The organism is Chitinophaga sp. NPDC101104 (genome assembly GCF_050277495.1).
In the GTDB taxonomy this organism is placed as follows: Bacteria; Bacteroidota; Bacteroidia; order Chitinophagales; family Chitinophagaceae; genus Chitinophaga.
In genome coordinates this window covers 838049-856191 of the sequence record NZ_JBNNSF010000001.1, presented here as the reverse complement: position 1 = coordinate 856191, position 18143 = coordinate 838049, and the positions used below count along the sequence as shown (strand labels likewise).

General features: G+C 55.9%; 12 protein-coding genes and 2 tRNA genes. 5 read left to right on the top strand and 9 right to left on the bottom strand.

Annotated features, from left to right (window positions below; all coding sequences use genetic code 11):
* Window positions 1–7: 7 nt before the first annotated feature.
* Window positions 8–616, bottom strand: a complete 609-nt coding sequence (locus tag ACQKLP_RS03660; RefSeq protein ID WP_423736629.1) for an RNA polymerase sigma factor — start codon at window positions 614–616, stop codon at window positions 8–10.
* A gap of 119 nt (window positions 617–735) precedes the next feature.
* Between ACQKLP_RS03660 and ACQKLP_RS03655 the strand changes: the two genes are divergently transcribed.
* Together ACQKLP_RS03655 and ACQKLP_RS03650 are read left to right on the top strand one after the other, a co-directional pair.
* A complete protein-coding gene (locus tag ACQKLP_RS03655) occupies window positions 736–1149 on the top strand; it encodes a VOC family protein (RefSeq protein WP_423736630.1) in 414 nt (137 codons plus the stop codon).
* 13 nt (window positions 1150–1162) lie between these two features.
* Window positions 1163–1576: a RidA family protein gene (locus ACQKLP_RS03650; RefSeq protein ID WP_427320152.1), complete on the top strand. Its 414-nt coding sequence runs from the start codon at window positions 1163–1165 to the stop codon at window positions 1574–1576.
* 85 nt (window positions 1577–1661) lie between these two features.
* Here the strand turns inward: ACQKLP_RS03650 and ACQKLP_RS03645 are convergent, their stop codons facing one another.
* The 4 genes from ACQKLP_RS03645 to ACQKLP_RS03630 form a co-directional block, all read right to left on the bottom strand.
* Window positions 1662–2117, bottom strand: coding sequence for a hypothetical protein (locus ACQKLP_RS03645; RefSeq protein ID WP_427320150.1), 456 nt, complete (start codon window positions 2115–2117; stop codon window positions 1662–1664).
* A 77-nt stretch (window positions 2118–2194) separates the two neighbouring features.
* The gene (locus ACQKLP_RS03640; protein WP_427320148.1) at window positions 2195–2761 is read right to left on the bottom strand and encodes an NADAR family protein; all 567 of its coding nucleotides are present in this window, start codon (window positions 2759–2761) and stop codon (window positions 2195–2197) included.
* Between the two features lie 134 nt (window positions 2762–2895).
* A tRNA-Pro gene (locus ACQKLP_RS03635) sits at window positions 2896–2970 on the bottom strand.
* A gap of 39 nt (window positions 2971–3009) precedes the next feature.
* A tRNA-Ser gene (locus ACQKLP_RS03630) sits at window positions 3010–3098 on the bottom strand.
* Between the two features lie 91 nt (window positions 3099–3189).
* Between ACQKLP_RS03630 and ACQKLP_RS03625 the strand changes: the two genes are divergently transcribed.
* Complete coding sequence (locus ACQKLP_RS03625; protein ID WP_427320146.1) at window positions 3190–3834, top strand: LysE family translocator; 645 nt, start codon at window positions 3190–3192, stop codon at window positions 3832–3834.
* A 27-nt stretch (window positions 3835–3861) separates the two neighbouring features.
* Here ACQKLP_RS03625 and ACQKLP_RS03620 read toward each other — a convergent pair whose 3' ends face one another.
* Together ACQKLP_RS03620 and ACQKLP_RS03615 are read right to left on the bottom strand one after the other, a co-directional pair.
* Complete coding sequence (locus ACQKLP_RS03620; protein WP_427320144.1) at window positions 3862–5667, bottom strand: alpha-L-fucosidase; 1806 nt, start codon at window positions 5665–5667, stop codon at window positions 3862–3864.
* A 501-nt stretch (window positions 5668–6168) separates the two neighbouring features.
* Window positions 6169–8205, bottom strand: coding sequence for a M13 family metallopeptidase (locus tag ACQKLP_RS03615; protein WP_427320142.1), 2037 nt, complete (start codon window positions 8203–8205; stop codon window positions 6169–6171).
* 532 nt (window positions 8206–8737) lie between these two features.
* Between ACQKLP_RS03615 and ACQKLP_RS03610 the strand changes: the two genes are divergently transcribed.
* Window positions 8738–8866: a hypothetical protein gene (locus tag ACQKLP_RS03610; protein WP_427320140.1), complete on the top strand. Its 129-nt coding sequence runs from the start codon at window positions 8738–8740 to the stop codon at window positions 8864–8866.
* 12 nt (window positions 8867–8878) lie between these two features.
* On the top strand, window positions 8879–10138 hold the full coding sequence (locus tag ACQKLP_RS03605) for a replication-associated recombination protein A (protein WP_427320138.1): 1260 nt from the start codon (window positions 8879–8881) through the stop codon (window positions 10136–10138).
* Here the strand turns inward: ACQKLP_RS03605 and pbpC are convergent.
* Both pbpC and ACQKLP_RS03595 read right to left on the bottom strand, forming a co-directional pair.
* Complete coding sequence (pbpC, locus tag ACQKLP_RS03600) at window positions 10132–12522, bottom strand: penicillin-binding protein 1C (protein WP_427320136.1); 2391 nt, start codon at window positions 12520–12522, stop codon at window positions 10132–10134. The two genes, ACQKLP_RS03605 and pbpC, sit on opposite strands and share 7 nt — an antisense overlap.
* Window positions 12523–12579: 57 nt before the next feature.
* Complete coding sequence (locus tag ACQKLP_RS03595) at window positions 12580–18141, bottom strand: alpha-2-macroglobulin family protein (RefSeq protein WP_427320134.1); 5562 nt, start codon at window positions 18139–18141, stop codon at window positions 12580–12582.
* Between the last annotated feature and the right edge of the window lie 2 nt (window positions 18142–18143).

Below are 18143 nucleotides of genomic sequence, written 5' to 3'. Positions count from 1 at the left end.
AAATATTTTACAGCGATTGATGCAGCACATACAACAGCAGTAACCCCAGCGAAATATCGATGTGCTCGGCCAGGTAGGCGCGCACGGCATGGTTGGCTTTGGTGAAATATTCCTTGACGGTGTGGGGAGAAATCCCCATTTCCTCCGCGGCTTCGCGGTAAGTTTTGCCCTCCATCCGGCAGAGGCGGAACGCTTTCTGCTGTTGGGGAGACAGCGTATCGAGGGCGCGCGCCAGCAAAGCCTGGCTGTCTTTCAGGTTGAAAATTTCCTCTATGTGATTATAATTCTCTGAAGCCACCTGCCGGAAGTGCCCGTACAGGTCCTGGTCGCGCTTCAGTTTGCGGTAGAAATCGATCATGAGGTGGTACCCGGCCCGGAAAAGGTAAGCCTTGAAACTTTTTTCCACCTGCAGCGATTCCCGCTTTTGCCAGATACGGGAAAAGAGGTCCTGTACCAGCTCTTCGGCGATGGTTTCGTCTTTGACCATCCGCAGAAAATTCCGGTATAACGCACCGCTGTATTGCCAGTAAAGTGTGGTGAACGCTTTTTCATCACCTTTTGCCACCTGCAAAAGCAACTCGCTGTCCTGTATGCCTGTTGTTTCCTCCCCTGTCATGCCACGTTATTTGGTTGATCGCGCATCCGAGCTACAATAATACCTAAAACAAGGTTAAGTTGTATGTGGGGGGAACGGCTGGCAACATATTTGCATCACATGGTTCAAAACCTGACTTTATGCAAAAACCGAGAAAAATCGACGCGGAAACCAACGTCATCACCTGGTTCGAAATTCCCGTTTCCGATACCCCGCGGGCCAAAAAATTCTACGAAACCATCCTCGACATCGAAATGCGGACGGTACAGGCGGGAGACAATGAAGAACTGACCTTCTTCCCTTCCGACCCGAACGTAGTGCAGGCCACATCCGGCCGCGTAACGGGCGTGCTCACCAAATCGCCACAGGCCAAACCCGGCGAAACCGGCACGCTCATTTATCTCAACGCCTATCCGGAAATCCAATCCGTACTGAACCGGGTAGTGCCTGCCGGCGGATCGATCGTTACGCCAAGGCATCTCATCAAGGCGGGTTACATCGCGGTGATCAGGGATACGGAAGGCAACCGGATCGGGCTGCATGCGGAACATTAATAAAACGAACGGTATGAAAAATCTTATCCAGCATATCAACCCGGAACAACTGTACAACAACCCGGCGTACTCGCATGCCGTGGTGGCGCAGGGAGCGGGGCGCACCATTTATCTCGGCGGACAAAACAGCCTGTCCAAAGAAGGGAAGGTGCTCTTCCCCGGCGATATCAAAGGCCAATCCGCGCAGGTGATGCAAAACCTCACCGCTGTGCTCGAAGCGGCAAACGCGCTGCCCGATCACCTCGTGAAACTGACGATGCATATCGTTCAAGGGCAGAATCTGCAGGAAGGGTATGAAGGGGCGCAACCGTTTTTATCGAAGCTGAAACATCCGCCCGCGGTGACGATGGCTTATGTGGCAGGACTGGCACATCCGGATTATCTCGTGGAGATCGACGGGGTGGCGTTTGTACCGGATGGGGAGTGAATAATGCAACATCAGAGGTATGCCGGCCAGGTGTAGCAATACTTTTGGCCGGTATGTGCGTATAAATGGAAATATCCCGTTTTCCTCAAACCGGATAGAGGGGCCCTGTGCCCTGGTCATTGAAATATCGCTCGTCTGCATCGCCGTTATCGATCCGGCAGTCAAATTCATCGAAACCGAATTCTTCCCTGAATGATGCAGACCAGGCTGCCAGCAAATCCAGGTTCTTTTTGAAAGTGGGTGCAGATAGTTCTTGCGCATCAAAAAACAACAGCAGTTCAACAGTATTGCCCATTCTCATAATATGAATAAAGGCATATTTCAGTTTGCGGTTGGCGATTACCAGGTCGTTCGTTTTGAAAATGCAATCCGCAGTGGGATGCCGCCGGAAAACATCCATAATTTCGCCACCGGTTTGCACCTCCACATCTGCCGGATCATCCATCATGATTTCGATGGATTTGTCTGGCAAAAACTCCAAAAATGCTAGATTCAGGCGCGGCAGGTTTCCCCGAAAAACGAGGTCTACATCGTATTCCATCATCGATAGGTTTCATGTTGTTTAATTCTTCATCCGACGCAGTAAGATGGTTGTCGTGTATTTGGCGGGGGCGAACGTTAAGCCTCCTGGGTCTTGAGAAAATCCCTCGCTTCCATGAGCGCAAATCCCAGGAGATTCAACCCTCGCCACTGCTCCGGGTCGGCGATATGCCGATGGTCTTGCGCCATCCCCATGCCCCAGATCGCGTCTACCGGACTGGCTTCCACGATCACACGGTCTCCGGAGTCGAGCAGGAATTCCCGCAGCGCGGGGTGCTGGCCGAACTTGTGGATATTCCCTTCCACCACGATGGCATACCGGTGTTGCAACCAGGTGGCTTCGGAATAATTCCGGACTTTCCGGCCGAGGGCTTTTGCTTCTGCGGGTTTCACGCTTTGGATGATCTGGCCGAGCACTTCAGTATCTCCGAAAAGCAGTGCTTTCCTAGCCATCATCCAATGTTCCGCGGTTTTATATTCGATGCCTTCTACGGTAAAGGGAGCATTATACCATTGGCTGAAGCAGGCTTTCGTCAGTTCGCCGCTTTTTTCGGTGTTGCCCCAGAAATAGATGTATTTCAGAGTGGTGCCGGATCGGATTTGTGATTTGAGCCAATTGAGATCGTAGCGGGTTGTGGTAATCATAAATTGTAAGGGATGGATTGGGTTGAAAGTTGAATATCCGAAAAATGGACCGGGTTACATAAAACAAAAAAACCTGCCGGTTGACAGGTTTTTTAAAATCGTTGAATTTGACTGCGAGGGCAAATTCAAACTTGTCGGGATGGCAAGATTCGAACTTGCGACCTCCTGCTCCCAAAGCAGGCGCGATAACCGGGCTACGCTACATCCCGAGCCTTCAAACACTCTCCAGTCAAATCTGGTTGAGTTTGCGGTGAGGGAGGGATTCGAACCCTCGGTACAGTTTGACCCGTACGCCGGTTTAGCAAACCGGTCCTTTCGGCCTCTCAGGCACCTCACCGTTCCCTTGCGGGGTTGCAAAAATAGGAATAATTTAGAATTTTCCAAACAGAGAATGAATTAAGCGTAAATTTATTGTAAACCTGACTACCATGCCCGACGCAACCACCCTCCTGGCGTTTATCACCGCCGCCGTCATTTTGCTCATCATTCCCGGCCCCGCCGTGCTGTACGTTATCACGCGGAGTACGGAACAGGGCACCAAAGCCGGGCTCGTGTCCGTTTGCGGCATCCAGGCCGGCACCCTCGTGCATGCGGCCGCTGCGTCGCTCGGGGTTTCTGCCCTGCTGATGGCTTCCGCCATGGCTTTCTCCCTGCTAAAATATCTCGGCGCCGCCTATCTCGTGTACCTCGGCGTTAAAAAGATCGCCGATGCGCGGAAGCAGACCGCCCGGCCGGAAGCGCCTCCGCCGCAGCCGCTGTCCGCCATTTTCTGGCAAGGCATGATCGTGAACGTCCTCAATCCCAAATGCGCCCTGTTCTTCTTCGCTTTCCTCCCGCAATTCGTTCGCCCGGAAAACGGCAACGTGGCGCTGCAGGTATTGTTCTTCGGGCTGCTGTTCACTTTCCTGGCATTTCTAACAGACGGCTCCTACGCCCTCGCCGCCGGCCGCCTCGGTAAATACATGAAGCAAAACACCTGGTACCGCCGCCTGGAAGCCTACATCTCCGGGATCATCTACATTTCCCTCGGCCTCCTCACCGTCGTGTTCCAGCCGCAGGCGTCGAAGAAGTAAACGGCATTGCAGCCGGCCGGCAAAATACTATCGTAACGGCTCCACTTTCACCTGTTTCAACCGGAACAGCTCGTTCCCCGCTGCATCCGGCCGGATGCGGAGGCTCCACTCGCCGGGAGATTTCACGCTTACCACCGCGATCGTCTGGTCGATGAACAGCAGCGGCTTGTGGGAATCGTATTTCCCCGTCAGCAACACCTGGAACCGGAAATCCTGCTGCGCGCCGCCATCAGGCTGCATTTCCACGATACCTTCCCGCTTTTCGTGCGATGTGTCGGCGGCATATTGCAAAGTGATCTTGTAATCGCCCGGTTCGGTAAAACGAAGGCGGTAGCTGATGCTGTCTTCCGGACGGCGCATGCCGGCCGCGCAAACTGCGTGCTTCCAGTCCCCGAAATAATAACTGTGCGTAAACCGGGTCGCCACCGCGGCACCATGCACGGCCGCGCGCTCCGCCGGCAAAGCGATGCTTTCGTACTGCGCACCGGCTACCAGCGGAATGGCGTGCCTTTCTTCCAGCGTTCCGCTATAATCCAGCACGATCACGGAATTGCGCGCATCGGGCAGCGAAGCGGGCAACGTGAGCCACACGTCTTCGCCGGATTGTTTGAAGCCAATGGGCTTGCCGCCGTCGAGCAGCCGGGCCTTGAGGGCTTTTCCGGTGAACGCGGGCACGAGGATTTTTCCGTTATGCGGCCGGTCGAACACATGGAGGTACAGCTTCCCCGGGCGGCTCGTCATCACGCCCCAGGGCTGCTCCGCGATGGGCGAGAACGTGGTACCGTAGATCGCTTCGCCGTTCTTTTCCAGCCAGCGGCCCGTTTCGCGGAAATATTGTTCCGAGGGGCCGGGAATCTTCCCCTTTCCATCCGGCCCGATGTTCATCATGAGGTTCCCGCCTTTCGACGCCACTTCCGCCAGCAGGCGGATGATCTCGCGGGGCGATTTGAAATTCTGGTCGAAGCTGGAATATCCCCAACTGTCGTTATGCGTGAAAATCGCTTCCCACGCGCCTTTCACAATACCGGGCGGCACTTCGCCGTCGCCGAAATCCTTGAAATCGCCCAGGCCGTTCCCTACGCGGCTGCTCACCAGGCAATTGGGTTGCAGGCGATGTACTTTTTCCATGAACTCCGCGGATTCTTCCTTGCTCATATTCCCCGGCGTATCGAACCAGATGATGCCCAGTTCGCCGTAATTGCTCAGCAGCTCGGTGATCTGGGGCAGTGATTTATTGCGGTAATAGGATGCGTAATCTTTCGTTTTGTTATCGAAGTCCCAACCATTGCCGCCGCCGTTAGGTTCGTGCCAGTCCTGGAACTGCGAATAATAAAACCCGAGCTTGATACCGGCCTTTTTGCAGGCGGCCGCCAGTTCCTTGAGAGGGTCGCGCTTAAAAGGCGTAGCTTCCACGATATCGAAATCCGAATATTTGGAATCGAACATGGCGAAGCCGTCGTGGTGCTTGGACGTGATAACGATGTACTTCACACCGGCCGCCTTGGCGATGTTCACCCATTCTTCCGCGTTGAATTCAGAGGGATTGAAGCCCTTCGCCAGTTGTGCATATTCGTTGGCGGGCGTTTTATCGCGGTGCATGATCCATTCCGTGATGCCGTAATACCGCTTCCCGCGGATTTCTCCGCCGAAGTGCGAATAAGGCCCCCAATGCAGGAAGAGCCCGAATTTAGCCTCGGTGAACCACTTCGTTTTGGCACCTTTCCCCGCATCGGCATTCTTCCCCCACAATTCGCCGGGCTGCTGCGCGGCAGCGCCCATCGTCCCCATCGCCAATGCGGCCAGCATCACCGCTTTTTTCATATCCGTTTTCATAACCTCAGAATTTACTACAAGTATAGCACAGCGCGCGACCCCGCGTTAACAGTTAATTGCCGGTTACTGATAGTATTTGCGCGCCGGGAAAAACGTTCCCCTCGGTCGGGAACATACTCTCGAAAGCGATTAACAATAAATAAAATGGGAAAGGGTTAAGACCGTTGGCGCCGGCACAGGTAGTACGGTAACCTGCACCGGCCTCCAGGGGGATTGGGGTTACAACGGTGGACAGGCCGATGGTCTTGGCAAAATGGGCTACAGACCAATGAATTCCATCACAAATGTCACGAATTCCGGAAAGTCAGGAAAGCGTATTAATACCGAAAATCCGGAACGTAGAACTACGCACGCCCGGGTAACTGTTTGACCTCACTTATGGGATATCTATCAATATTTTGACATAATTATTCTTCAAATGCGTAATCATCATCAAAATACCATAAAAAAACGGCCAGGGATCGATCCTGGCCGTTGATGTATGTTGTACGTTTATCCTGATTACCAAATTACGACACGCTGTGCGGGAGGCAACGTCATTGCATCGCCTTCGCTGCATTTCCAGGCGTCCTGGAATTCCGCCAGGTGCGGCATCGGCCCGTTCACACGGAACTTCGCCGGGCTATGCGGATCGGTCTGTATCTGGTTGCGCAGTGCGGCATCGGTGATGTTCATGTGCCAAACCTGCGCCCAGCCGAGGAAGAAGCGTTGCTGCCAGCTAAAACCATCGATGGGTGCGGGCTCTGCTTTCCCTTCGAAAGATTTTTTCAGCGCATAATAAGCCAGCGTGAGCCCGCCAAGGTCAGCGATGTTTTCGCCGATCGTCAGCTCACCATTGATTTTGAAGCCTGGCAAAGCTTCCAGTTTGCCGAAGTAATCGATGTAACGTTTCGCCAGTCCGTCGAAATTCTTACGGTCGGCTTCCGTCCACCAGTTCTGCAAATTGCCGTCTGCATCGAACTGCGATCCCTGGTCGTCGAAACCATGCGTGAATTCGTGGCCGATCACGGCGATGATGCCGCCGTAGTTGATGGCATCGTCTGCATCGGGGTTGAAGAACGGCGGCTGCAGGATGCCCGCGGGGAACACCACTTCGTTGTTCAGCGGGTTGTAGTAAGCGTTCACGGTTTGCGGCGTCATGAGCCACTCGGATTTATCCACCGGCCTGCCGATCTTTTTGATCGTTTCGTCGTGCTTGAACTGCGTGGCATTGATGATGTTTTCCACCAGTTTGCCGCGCTGGATATCGATCGAGGAATAATCTTTCCAGTTGTCGGGATAGCCGATCTTATAGGTGAAGGCTTTCAGTTTTTTGTGGGCCATCAGCTTGGTTTCCGGGCTCATCCAGGTGAGCTGGTCGATGCGTTCGCCATACACGGTGCGCACGTTCTCGATCATCTCGGACACTTTCTGTTTGCTGGACTCGGGGAAATACTGTTTCGCAAAAAGCTTGCCCAGCGGCATTCCCAGCACACCGTCGGTGGAGCGGATGGCGCGGTCGACGCGGGGGCGCTGCATTTTACGGCCGGTCATCACCGTGGCGAAGAAGCGGAAATTCTCGTCATCGAATTTCTTCGGCAGATATCCGGCGAAAGCGCTCAGCAGCTGAAACTTCGTCCAGGTTTTGAGAGTGGCCAGCGGCGTGGATTTCAGGAGTTTGGCGCCGTTGGTGATGTATTCCTTGTTCTGCAGCACGATGGTGTCCGTCCTGATCTGCTGAACGTTCGTAAACCCGCCCCAGTCGAATTCCGGCGCGAGGGTATTGAGTTCCTGGAAAGCGATCTTGTTATAGGTTTTCACCGGGTCGCGGAGCTGCACGTTGGTGAGCTGCAGCAGGGCGAGTTTCGTTTCGAAAGCGAGGATCGTCTGCCCGGGGTCTTTTTCCGGGAAACCCGCGAGGGCGAACATTTTGTTGACGTGGCCCACGAATTCCTTGCGGACGTTCTGGGTACTTTCATCGGTACGTTCGTAATAGGAGCGCTCGCCGAGGCTGAGGCCGTCTTGCCCGCCGTACACCGCGTTCACTTTACTGTCTTTCATATCGGCGTCCACGCTGAACCCGGCCCAGGTGCTCACGCCCATGTTCTGGAGCTCGCCCACAACGGTGGCCCAATCGGCCAGCGTTTTGATGTTGTTGATCTTGCCGATCCATTTGGCGAGCGGTGTGATGCCGCGTTTTTCGATGGTGGCGGTGTCGAGGAAGGAGGCGTAATAATCGGCGATCTGTTGTTCTTCCGTTCCTTTGGCCAGGCCGGTGCGGCCGGCGATGGACTGGATGATGCCTTTGAGGCGGACTTCCTTGTTTTCCTTATCGAGGATACCACCGGCGCCCCAGCGGCTCTCGGTGCCGGGGATGGGATTGTTTTTCTTCCAGCCGTTGTTGACGAAGCCGTCGAAATCGTGGCAGGGTTTGATATTTCGGTCGATGGAAGAATTATCGAATGCCGGCACTTTCTGGGCGGCAACGGGCCCCGCGGCCGACAGGGCCAGGAGGATCCCGGCCGTCATCCGCCTGGCGGAGGTGTTGATAAATAGCATATGCTTGCAGGTTTAGATGGATAAATTTATCGAAGATTCGGCACTTACGGCGCGCCGTTTGTGTTAAAAGGTAAATTCGTAGGTTTGCATAGACTAAAAAAAGTGCAAAGGGATGAATCTTCTGTTCGGACTATTTCGGTTTTTGACCTGGGGCAACCTGATTTCGCTCGGGCTATTGACTTTGGTTTTGTTGCTTGCAGGACTAGTAGGCATGGTAATGGGCAACCCGGGTGTGATGTTCCCGGTACTGACTTACATGTTGATATTCGTCACAATTATTATGCATAACATTAAATGCCTCCAGCTTCAACGAATGTTAAAATCACCCGGATCACTGGCTTATCCTGGCATTTCCATTCAACTGATACTGCTTAGTATATTAGCATTTATATATGGCATCTTTATTGTCAACTTGCTTGTCCGGCTCAACTTCCTCACGTTTAATGAGGTAGTTCAGTTTTTTAAAATTCAGGAACCATCTAAAGAAACCGGATATACTAAAATGGATGTTGCCCGGATGTTTGTAATTCTTATGAACTTCCTTTTCGGCATCCACGCAGCCGCCATTATCATCAACTGCGTGCTGTCCAGCTTTTTCCTCAATAAATGGAAGAAAGACCGCGAGCAGGCCGAGAACAACGAACATTTCTTCGACGTATAATCAAAAAGAACCATGCGCGCACCATTGGCAGAAAGACTCCGTCCTGAAACGCTGGACGACCTCGTAGGCCAGGACCACCTGACCGGCGAAGGCAGCATTCTCCGGAAAGCGATCGCCGCCGGAAAGATTCCCTCGATGATCCTGTGGGGACCTCCGGGCGTGGGCAAAACCACCATCGCCAATATCATCGCGCATACGCTGCAGGTCCCTTTTTATACGCTAAGCGCCATTTCGTCGGGCGTCAAAGACATCCGCGAGGTGATCGACCTCGCCAAAAGCCGCCATGCGGTATTGTTTATCGACGAAATCCACCGGTTCAACAAATCGCAGCAGGATGCCCTGCTCGGCGCCGTGGAAAAGGGGATCATCACGCTCATCGGTGCCACTACCGAAAACCCGTCGTTCGAAGTGAATGCGGCCTTGCTTTCGCGCAGCCAGGTGTATGTGCTCAAACCCCTCGGCCCGGAAGAGCTCAGTAAACTCCTCCGCATCGCCATGGAAAAAGACGCCTGGCTCGCCTCCAAAACGATCGACCTGCAGGAAACCGAAGCGCTCTTCAATATCTCCGGAGGCGACGCCCGCAAGCTGCTCAACCTCTTCGAGCTGGTGGTAGACACTCTGCAGGAAGAATCGCCCATCGTCATCAACAACGAAAAAGTGATGGACATCGCGCAGCAGCGCGTGGCCATTTACGATAAGTCGGGCGAACAGCATTACGACATCATTTCCGCCTTCATCAAATCCATCCGCGGCAGCGATCCCAACGGCGCCGTGTACTGGCTCGCGCGGATGCTTGCAGGCGGGGAAGACATCAAATTCATCGCCCGAAGACTGGTAATTCTCGCTTCGGAAGACATCGGCAACGCCAATCCCAACGCGCTTTTGCTCGCCACCAGTTGCTTCCAGGCCGTGGCCATGATCGGCAACCCGGAATCGCGGATCATCCTGTCGCAATGCGCCACTTACCTGGCTTCCTCCCCCAAAAGCAACGCCTCCTACATGGCCATCGGCGCGGCGCAAAGTGTGGTGGGCCAAACGGGCGACCTTCCCGTTCCCCTGCACATCCGCAACGCGCCCACCAAACTCATGAAGCAGCACGGCTACGGCAAAGGCTACCGATATTCCCACGACTTCGACAATAACTTTTCCGAACAGGAATACCTGCCCGACGCCATAGCCGGCACGCGGTTCTACGACCCGGGCAGGAACGCGCGGGAAGACGAGCTCCGCCGCTACCTGAAAGCTTTGTGGAAAGAAAAATACAATTACTGATCCTTCGACTTGTCGAGAATCTCGAAGTCTAACCGGATCTGCTCCCCTTCCTCATCTACGATCGTCAGCATGTGCTTGCCCGCTTTCGGGCGGAACGACAGCTGGTGGAAATCCTTTGTTTCACCGACGAATTCCTGGTCGAGGTGCCAGAAGATCCTGGCGCTGGGATTGCGGTGCGTGGCTTTGAACACGGTTTCGCCCAGCGAGCCGTCGATCTCCACGGGCACGTAAATCCGCGCGTGGGGCCGGGGATAGATGAGCTCCATCGCGCGGGCCTGGTCTTCGACGGCGCAGCCGGGGAGATATGGCGGAAGGGGCTCGTAGGCGTGCGTGGCGCGATAGAAATATTCCATGGCGGGCGGCAATACGAACCAGGGTTTGTGCTGCATCCGGTCTGGCTGCTCGCAATCGGCCGTAACGCGGAATTTGCCCGTTGCGTCGAGGTGGATGAGTTGATGGAAGGGACATACAGCAGATCGAAGCCCCGCCTGCGGCACGGGCAGCGAATCGCGCTCGGTGCAGTATTCTCCGGCCCGGTACCCGCTTTGCCGGCACACGGCGATGGTTTTGAGATGGTCTGCCGGCACGGGGAACGGCGCGGTGTTCGGCAATAACCTGAAAATATCGAACATCAATGGTGCCGCGGCGGAAACGCCCGTCAATCCCGGGCGGCCTTCACCGTCGGCATTGCCCGTCCACACCGCCACCACGAACTGCGGCGTAACGCCGATCGCCCATCCATCCCTGAAACCGAAGCTGGTGCCAGTTTTCCACGCAATCCGCTTCGACGATTCGAACGCCTGCCAGAGCATTTCTTCGCCCGGGCGCATCACTTCTTCCATGGCATTGAACGTATACCAGATAGCGCCCGCGTCGAGCAGGCCGAATCGCGTAAGGCCGAAGCGGCCCGGCTTTCCGTCGGTGGCGCGGTACATGGGCGGATGATAGTCGTCCTGATCGTATTTACCGCTGTAATGGTCCTGGTGCAGCAGCGTGCGGGCCATGCTGGCGTACACGCCGGCCAGTTCCCAGAGCGTGGTTTCCCCGCCGCCGAGGATCATCGACAAGCCGTAGTGCGTTGCGGGCTTGCGCATGGTGGTGATACCGAGTTGCCGCATGAGGTTGAGGAAGCGGTCGCTGCGGTATTGCTGTAAAGTTTTGACGGCGGGAATGTTGAGCGAGCGCGCCAGGGCGCGGGATGCGGGAACGCCGCCGTCGAAATGCTGGTCGAAGTTCTGAGGCGTATATCCGGCGATGTGCGTGGGCACGTCGGGCAGCAGCGTATTGGGCAGCATGAGGCCATCGTTGAGCATGCCGGCATAGAGCAGCGGCTTGAGGGTGCTGCCGGGGCTGCGCGGCGCCTGGATGATGTCTACGTACGCTTCCAGTTCGGGATCTTCGGGATGGTAGACGTTGCCGACATATGCGAGGGCGTGGCCGGTTTCGACGTCGAGCACGAGGGCGGCGGCGTTGTTGATGCCGTTGGCTTTCAGCTGGAGGTGGTGCCGGTTCACGATGTCTATGACGTTTTGCTGGAGGTCGCCGGAGATGGTGGTTTTCAGCCGCGTGCTGCCGGTTTCGCCCTTCAGGCGGTACTCCTGGCGGAAGCGGCTCAGCAGGTGCGGCGTAAGCTCAGGCAATGGATGGGGCTTGTCGGGAAGGGGCTCCACACAGGCCAGCGCACAGGTCGTACTGTCGATGGTACCGTTTCGCCAAAGCCTTTGCAGCAGCGCGTTCCGCTTCTCCATAAGCCGCTGGCGGTTCCTGCCCGGGTGGATCAACGCCGGGCTATTCGGCAACACCGCAAGGGTGGCCGTTTCGGCCCACGACAACTGATCTGGCTTGCGCCCGTAATACCGCCACGACGCCGCTTCCAATCCTACCACGTTTCCGCCGAATGGCGCATTGCCGGCATACAATCCCAAAATGGCTTTTTTCGAATACCGGAACTCCAGCCGTGTGGCCATCGCCATTTCCACGAGCTTCTGCCAGATGGTGCGCGGCTTGTTGCGGTACAGGCGGATCACCTGCATGGTGATGGTGCTCGCCCCGCTCACTACTTTCCCGCCGCCCACGTTCTGTTTCAACGCACGGAACGTAGCACCGGGATCGATCCCCCAATGCCAGTAAAACCTTTTGTCTTCATACGCCACGATACATTTGGCGAATTTCTCCGGCACGGATTTATCAGCCGGGAACCGCCACTGCCCGTCTTTGGCGATGGCAGCGCTCATCAGATCGCCCTTTTCGTCTTCGATCACGAAGGAAGTAGGCGCAGTAAACAATTGCCGCGGCAGCAGGAAATAATATCCTGCCAGCAGCAGCGCCGCTATCGATAACCGCCATCTTCTCCGGTATGCCCAGGCCTTCAGTCGCGTCCACATAAGGAAAGAAAGGCCGGCGCTGTTTCCCGCGCCGGCCTTGTTATATCGTTTAGAAAATTATTTCACTACTTCTACCCACTTGCCCGGCACAAATGCGTGTATCGTATTATCGTACATCGCTTCGGTGCTCGTGGCCGGCAGATAATACCGCCCGAGGTACGCCGCGTTCAGCAGCACCTGGTAAGTGACGGTTTTTCCTTCTTCCAGGTTGAAATAGGTAAACACCCGGTCGTCGCGGATATCGCGGTAAGTGTAGGGCGACATGCGCAGCGTGCTGTCGTTGCCCATCAACCGGGTATTGATGATCTCCCAACCCGAGGGGAACACCTGCGTCAGCGCCAGTTGCTCGTAGAAACCGCGCTTGCCGGGGTTGCGGACCGTGACGGTGGCCACAAAGTCAGTCCCCTGTTTCATCTGGTCTATGTTCACCGGTTTGCCGGTGCGGGTGTTATAATCCACGCTCATCGACATTACATCCGGCTGGTTTTCGGCATAAGGGTTTTGCCCGGATTCCGGTTGTCCGCGAAGGATGAGGCGCGCGTAGAGCACGTTCTGGCCTTTGTTCTGTAGCGTTACGCTGTTCGTTCCCTTAAACGCCACCGGCAATTGTGACAGGTAGGATTCCGAATTAACGTTCCCGCCCGTACCGTTCAGGTTATAAGAGAAGCTCATCTTGCTGCCTTTGTTCGTTCCGCAGTATTTGGCCACGGCGATGAGGGAGTATGCAGTGGTTTGCGTGCTGTACCATTGTTCTTTCCCCAGTTCGGCGGCTACTTCTTTCAACAGGCCCAGTGCGGTATTGCGCTGGCCGAGGATGGTCAATGTTTCGAGGATCATGGCTTTATCGCGCAGATCGGAACCGAAAGTCCCGCCCAGCTGCGTGTAGGGCGGCACCGTTATGGGCAGGCCGCGCACCAGCGAATTGGCGACTTCCGCCTGGCCGGCGAGTTTATACGCCGCGGCGAGCCGCCATTTGGCGGGGGCCGAGAGGTATTGGAATTCGCGGAGACGGTTCATGGCGCCCAGTTCCGGCGTGCGGGAAAGCGCCAGCAGGTACAGGCGGTACGCTTGCACGAGGTCGCCACCGGCGAAGTTGTAAGAGCTCGGCGCCCAGCTGATGGCTTTGTTGCGCTGGTACTTCCGCCATGCGTCCAGGAATCCCGGGGGCAGCGTGTACCCTTTCTCCTGCGCTTCGAGCATGAAATGGCCGGCGTAGTTGGTGCCCCATTCGTCTGCATTACCCGAGCCCGGCCAGTAAGACAATCCGCCGTCCGTAGTCTGGAAACCTTTCAACCGGTTGATGCCGGCTTTGATATTACGGTCCACCTCCGCTTTCTGCTTGTCGCTCAAATCCATGATGGTGCCAAGCGATAATTGCGGGAACACGCCGGAAGTGGTTTGCTCCACGCAGCCGTGCGGATACTGGATGAGGAATTTCAATCGTTTTTCGAGGTTGAGCGCGGGGATGGTAGACACTTCCAGCACACCGGTATTGGTGCCGGCCATGCCCACCGGCGAGAACGGCGCGCTCCAGCTGCCGCCGGGCTCCAGCGTTTTCTCGATCACGTTGGTCATGAACGGATTGGGATTGCGCACATCCAGCTCCACGTTTTCTTCCGCCCTTTCCTTGCCGCTGGTGGCTACTACCTTGAATTTACCGATGCCCACGAGGTTGCGGATCTTCACGTCGAAATATACCAGTTGCTCACCGGGTTTCGGGAAGCTGAGGATTTTGGTGGCTTCGCCCACCACTTCGAAATACGGGTTGGAAGTGAGGGACACGCTGGCCTGCTTCACATGCGGTTCCAGCCCGAAGACGGTCACCGGCAGCTGGATCGTTTCGCCGGGGCCCAGCACGCGCGGCGCGGTGGCCAGCAGCATGAGGGGCTTCTTCACGGCGGCTACTTTTTCGGCACTGCCGTACGCACCATCCTGCCCTGCCACCACCATGGCTTTTACCGAGCCGATGTACGGCGGCAGCTGGAAATTATGCGTTTGCTTCTCCCCTTTCTTCAGATAAAACGGCCCCATGAATTTCACGACGGGCTTGAACCGGTTGGCCTTGGCCTGGCTGGCGCCGCGGTTGAGGCCTTCGTCGCCACCGATGCTCAGGATCCTTTCCAGGTCGCCGCCCCATGCGCCGATCACATAATCGAACAAATCCCAGGTTTTCACGCCCAGGGCTTCGCGGGAATAGAATACGCCGTGCGCGTCGGGGGTTTTGAAGCGGGTGAGGTCGAGCAGGCCTTCGTCCACGATGGCTATCGTATACGTCATGGGCTTGCCGCCGGCTTCGGATACGGAAATGGACGCGGCAGACTCAGGGCGCAATGTTGCCGGCATGGAAATCTGCGGTTTGAGGATCGTGTTCGGATCTTCCACCAGCACGGGAATCGTTCCGTACATGCGGATGGGCAGGTCGTTCACGGTTTGCGCATGCGGCTGCAACAGGCTTACGTTCACATAAATATTCGGCGCCATGTTCGGCTCGGCCTTGAATTTATAGACGGTCTGCCCTTTTTCGGTGCTGATCCAGTCGGTCTTGAGCACTTTACTGCCCGATTCGATGCTGATCAGTCCGCGGCCGCCTTCGCTGCTGGGGATGGTGATCGTCACATCTTCACCTACGCTGTATTTCGTTTTGCTGGCGGTGAATACGAGCATGGAAGCTTCCGTGGGGTTCTCCTTCTGCATCCGTTCTTCGAAATTCGGCCAGTCGATATACACCGATTGACCTGTGATGTGCCCGCTTTCGAGGTCTTTCACGCGGATGAGGTACCGGCCCCAGCTGGGCTGCCGCACCAGGAGGTTCCAGCTGCCCTTGCCGTTCTGGAGCGTAACCTGGTCGGTGGAAATGAGTTGGTTATAGTTGTCGTTGGTGAAATTGCTGATATCGTCGTCGCTTTCGTCCCACCACCAGCGCCAGCGGATTTTATAGAGTTGCACTTCCACTTTCCTGCTGCCGCCGATGAGCCGGCCGCCGGCGTCTACGTTCACGATGCTGACGGAATGTGTTTTATCGGTGACGAGCATGCCGGTGAGGCTATTCCCCGTCGGCGCACTAACGCCCACATACGAGTCGAACACATGATAAGGCATGGAGAAATGGTCGATGCTGAAATCGCCGCCTGGCTCGAACACTTTCACTTCGAAATTGGCTTTCAGCACGCCGGGCGCGCGTTCCCCGACGGGGATGCTGGCAGATACCGGCGCGGAGCCTTCCTCGTTGAGGCTTGATTCGAAAATGGTTTTGTTTTCGGTGGAGAAGGATTCGGTGGGGTCATCGAAATGGTAACCGTCGAGCTTCGGGAACGTGGTGCGCGATGAGGTGAGCGACACGTCCACCTTGGCTTTGAGGCTTTGCGCCGGCGCGCCGAAGAGCCATGCCGCGGTGAGGGTACCTTTGGGCTGATGGTCTTTCACCAGCGATTCCTGCCCCCCGAAATCGAGTTTTACCTTGAGGCGGTTGGGCTTCACCGTTTCGATGCGGATGTTGCGCCTGAATTCCGCGCCGCCTACTTTCACCTTGGCGAGCCAGCTTCCCGTGGGGGCGTCGGCATCGGTGAGGGTGTTGAAATTATAGAACCCGTTGAGGGAAATATGCTGATTGATGCGCTTGTACAGTTGCCCTTTCGGGTTGTACAGCTCCAGCGTTACCGGGTGGTTTTCGGGAAGTTTGTTGTCTTTGTCTTCCAGGAGGAAGGTCAGGAACAGGGAATCCCCCGGTCTCCAAACCCCTCTTTCCCCATACAAAAACCCTTTCATCCCGTGCTGCACCTGCTCGCCTTTTACGTCGAAGCGGCTCAGCGGCAGCGAGGAACCGTCGTCCAGTTTCAGGTAGCCGCGCTCGTTTTCGCGTTTGGCGACAAGGAGGTAGGGCTTTTTCTTCAGTTCGAACTTCGCGAAGCCGTCGCCGTCGCTCTTCGTGGTGAACACTACCTGGTTTTGATAGTCCAGCAGGCTGATATCCACGCCAGACATGGGTTTCGCATCACGGATATCCGTTACCGCCACCACCATGCTGTTATCGTTCCCGCGCTTGGCGATGATACCGATGTTGGAAGCGATGATATTGCGCGAGGCCCAGCGTTCGTAATGGTAGTAACTGTTGCGGCAGGGATTGTCGCGATCGTCCCAGCTGTAACCGTAGGGATAATAATCGTCGTACCGGCGCCAGAACGCGTCGTCTTCGTCGATCCCGTCTTCCCCGTAATATTCGCGCTCGCTTTCTTCGCCGTCTTCATCCGCCGCTTCATCGTCCCCCTTGCAGGAGTACAAGGCATATGCTTTCCGGAACCCGATCCGCACACGGTAAATAGCGCCCGGTTCGGCTTTGATGATTTGTTCCAGATCGAGGTTAAAACGGTTGCGATGGCGGAGGTTGAGGGATTTGTCGGTGTCGAGGCGGATGGTTTTTTCCACCACGGGAGCCGCCACGCGGCGCAGTTCGTTATCCCCGTTGAGGGTATTGCGCTGGAGGTATTGGGGGATGTTGCTTTCGTATATTTTCAGTACCGTCACATCTACGGCGTTCAATCCCACGGCTTCGAACGGCATGACCAGTTTCCCGCTTTGCGGCATGATCACGCCTTTTCCGGGGATGGAAACGGAAGGCATTCTGTTCTCGAAATTCACGCTGCCGGTAAAGGTTTTATTGAGGCGGTCTTCGAACGCGCTCAGCACGCCTTCGTTCACGACCACGGTGTAATTCCCTTCCAGGCGCCCCGGCGCGAAAACTTTCACTTCACTGCCTTCGACGGTATATTTCAGGTCGGATTGTCCGCTGATGGTGATGAGGCCTTCCAGCGCCTGTGTGGGCAGGAGCGGGCAGGAGAACTGGACGAGCACATGTTCTTCGGGCTCGTAGCGGGGCTGGATGTCGAGCACCTTAAAATCCCCGATAGCCGGCACTTCCACTTCACGGCTGTCTTTCACGTCGGATTTGATGGGCGTCCCGTCCCACAGGATGTGGAGTTTGGCCGCTACGGATTTCCGGGTGATGTTGCCGATGGTGAAGCGATAGGTGCGGTTGGCGACGTCGTGCTGCCAGCTCATGGTGGTTTTCTCGCCTTCGTATTGGACGGTCACGAGTTTTTCCACGGCCTGCACGTCTTCCGCGTCGGAAGTCCGCACCACGCCGGTGTACTGCATTTTCTCGCGGCTGTTGCCGGCGGTTTTAAGGCCCAGGAGCTCTACTTCGAAAGAAGGCTTGATGACCTCGAACCCGAATTCGAAGACTTTGAACTGCGAGGGAACGGTCATCACTTTACCGAGCCTGAACTTGCCGGTGTAGCGTTTTCCTGGCTCGAGGTTCTTGTCTGGCCTGAATTCCAGCGTGGTGGCGTCTACCCAGAAAGCTTTCCCTGAGATGGAGGGGGAGAACGAGAATACGTCTTCCTCAACCGGTTCGTTGACGGCGTGGGTCACATTCACGTCTCCGGCCAGCTGGATGCGGATGGCGCTTTGTTTGGAAATGATGCCGGACGTGTAGGCGTCGATGTAGCGGGCGAAAGCGGGGTCCACTTCTTTTGCTTTCGTTCCGCATCCTGCCAGGAATAACGCTGCGGCAAATACGGTTAACAGACAGGCCAGGGGCAGTAGCCGTTTGGTCGGATGCATAG